We start from the raw sequence: 2,708 nt of genomic DNA, 5'->3' as shown, positions 1-2,708 counted from the left end.
GCACTTCTGCGGCGACCAGCATCAGGCTCGGGAGCATGCCGAACAGGTGCTGCAACGCATGGCCCACAGCGGTCATCTCAACCGTTTCACCCATGGTTTCGGCGTGCAATACGACCAGAGCGTTGCGGCGCTGACCATCCACGCGCGCATCCTCTGGCTGCAAGGCCAACCGGAGCAGGCCTGGCGCGCGGCCCGGCAGGCACTGGACATCGCATTGCAGATCAACCACGGCACATCGATCTGCTACACCCTGGCGCTCTCCGGCTGCCTGATCGCTTACTACAACGGCGACACCCGCAGCGCCCGCGAACTCCTGCGCCTGCTCCTGGAACAGGCGCAGAAACACTCGGTTCCACTGTTCTATCACTGGGCGCAACACTACGCGCAGGTTATCGGCGGCACCGATGTTCGACCGACCGGCCGCCAAAGTGTCGGTTTGATCAAAGACATCATGGTCACGCTGGATACGGCATACGTCGACGATGGTTTGCTCGAACGCGCGCAAAACGGTGCGTCGGGCTGGAGCACGGCAGAGATTCTGCGGGCCAGGGCCAAGACATTGCTGGCAACGGATTGCCCGGTCAATGTAGCAACGGCCGAAACCGTGCTGCTCAAGGCACTCAAGGTGGCAAAAGCCCAGGGTGCCCTGGCCTGGGAGCTGCGCAGCGCCACTTCGCTGGCGCAACTGTGGCAGCGTCAAGGCCACCGCCAAAGGGCGTATGACCTGCTGGCACCGATCTACGAGCGTTTCACCGAAGGTTTTGCCACGCCTGACCTGATGACGGTTCGCCGGCTACTCGACGAGTTGCAATGCCACCTGTCGACCTGAAGACCAGCACGTTTTACTGATGTATGCCGCATAACGCATTTCAAGGGTTCGCAATTGACCACTGAGTTCGAGTTTTTCCAGTGCGTAGGTGCGGGTGGTGTTGAGAAAGCGGTAACGGGTAACACCGCCGCCCTGCTCCTGGGACAGCAGTGACTTGAGAGCGAGGCTCTCCATCACCTTGATCAGCTCGGCGGCGGGCAGCCCGTCGCAACTGATCACGCCAATCGCCGCGTCCTGGGTAAACGCCATTTTGAACACCGCCAGACGCTGCAACACGGTTTGCTCCACGGCAGTCAACCGTTCGTAGCTCCAGTCCAGAGCGGCTTTGAGGGTCTGATGTCGGGGAACGGCTGTGCGGCGGCCCTGAGTCAGCAGCTGAAAACAGTTGTCGAGTTGCGCTTGCAACCCCACCAACGCCAACGCATCGATGTGCGCCGCGGCCAGTTCAATCGCCAGCGGCAGGCCATCGAGGCCTCGGCAGATATCCCGTATGGTCCTGAGGTCTTGTTCGCGCAGGGTGAACCCGTGCAATCGAGCCCGGGCACGGCTGACGAACAACTGCACCGCCGAATAGCCCATGACCTCGGCGACGCTGCGCAGCCCTGACGCCGGCGGCACCGCCAGCGGTGGCAGACGCAATACGGTTTCGCCAGACGCCTTGAGTGGCTCGCGGCTGGTGGCGAGGATCGACAGTCGGGGCATCGAATGCAGCAGTGTCTCGATCAACGTCTGGCAGCGTTCGAGCAGGTGTTCGCAATTGTCGAGCACCAACAAGGCATGCCGCTGCGCCAGCGTCTCCAGCGTGGTGCCGACCTTCAGTTCAAGGGTTCGAGTGAGGTAATCAGTCACTTGCGCCGGGTCATCGATCGCCGCCAGGTCCACCAGCCACACGCCATGCCGATAGTGCTGCAGCAACAGTTCGGCCACGCGCAGCGCCWCGGTGGTCTTGCCGATCCCGCAAGGCCCGACCAGGGTCATGAATCGGCGCACCGGCAACTGCCGCACCAGGCTCCCGACAACCGCATCGCGCCCGGTAATCGGCGTAAGCCGCGCCGGCAGGTTATGCAGGAGCTTTTGTACGGTCCCGCTCGGGAACGCTACAGGCTCTGGCGAATGCTGCACCGGGGCGACAAAACTGTAGCCGCGCTGGGGAATGTTGACGATGTAGCACTGGCCGTTCTGCCCATCACCCAGGGCACGACGCAGGGCGGCAATGTGCACCCGCAGGTTGATCTCCTCGACCACAGAGCGCGGCCAGACCTGCGCAATCAACTCTTCCTTGCTGACCACTGAACCTGCGTGCTCGACCAGCACCTGCAACACGTCAAGGGCACGGCCGCCCAGGCGCAGCGGTCGATCGCCCTCCAGCACCAGTCGCTGACTGAGGTGGAAAGCGTAGGGCCCGAATTGCAGCACCGCTTCGCTGTTTATATCTCTGAGGCTGTTCATGGGCTGTCACTCGCAGGAAGCCTGGCTCGGTACGTGAGTCCATCCCAGGCTCTGCACCTTCCTTGCAATGAGTTCAGCGGTATCTTGGCAGGCCTCGGTGACGGTACAACTGCCGCGGAGGGAGCGTCACGGCCATTGCGGTGCGCACGACGGACATACGCGCTAGCTGAACTGCTCGCGGTATTGGGCCGGGGTCAGGCCGAGCTTTTCACTGAACAGAAAACGCATGTGCCGCACACTGCCGAAGCCACTTTTGAACGCCACGGTCTTGAGCGGCAACTCAGTGGTTTCCAGCAGGTTCCTGGCGCAATCGATGCGCGCGCTTTGCAGAAACTCCATCGGCGTCATGTTCACTTCCCGGGCGAACACCCTGGCGAAGTGGCGCGGGCTCATGTTGGCCAGACCCGCCATGCGCTCGATGCTGTAGGTT

General features: G+C 62.3%; 2 protein-coding genes and 1 pseudogene. 1 reads left to right on the top strand and 2 read right to left on the bottom strand.

Features of this window, described 5'->3' with window-relative positions; all coding sequences use genetic code 11:
- Positions 1-829 (top strand): annotated as a pseudogene (locus AC1DVH_RS29220) (transcriptional regulator); the annotation flags it as partial.
- Here the strand turns inward: AC1DVH_RS29220 and AC1DVH_RS29215 are convergent.
- Together AC1DVH_RS29215 and AC1DVH_RS29210 are read right to left on the bottom strand one after the other, a co-directional pair.
- Positions 794-2,278 carry an ATP-binding protein gene (locus AC1DVH_RS29215; protein WP_477756710.1) on the bottom strand — a complete coding sequence of 495 codons (1,485 nt, stop codon included), beginning with the start codon at positions 2,276-2,278 and terminating at the stop codon, positions 794-796. The pseudogene AC1DVH_RS29220 and the gene AC1DVH_RS29215 sit on opposite strands and share 36 nt — an antisense overlap.
- A gap of 162 nt (positions 2,279-2,440) precedes the next feature.
- The coding region (locus AC1DVH_RS29210) for a helix-turn-helix domain-containing protein (protein ID WP_477756709.1) at positions 2,441-2,708 on the bottom strand (268 nt) is incomplete at its 5' end.

It is taken from the genome of Pseudomonas sp. P4_C3 (assembly GCF_056402075.1).
This window is presented reverse-complemented; position numbering and strand designations above follow the sequence as displayed.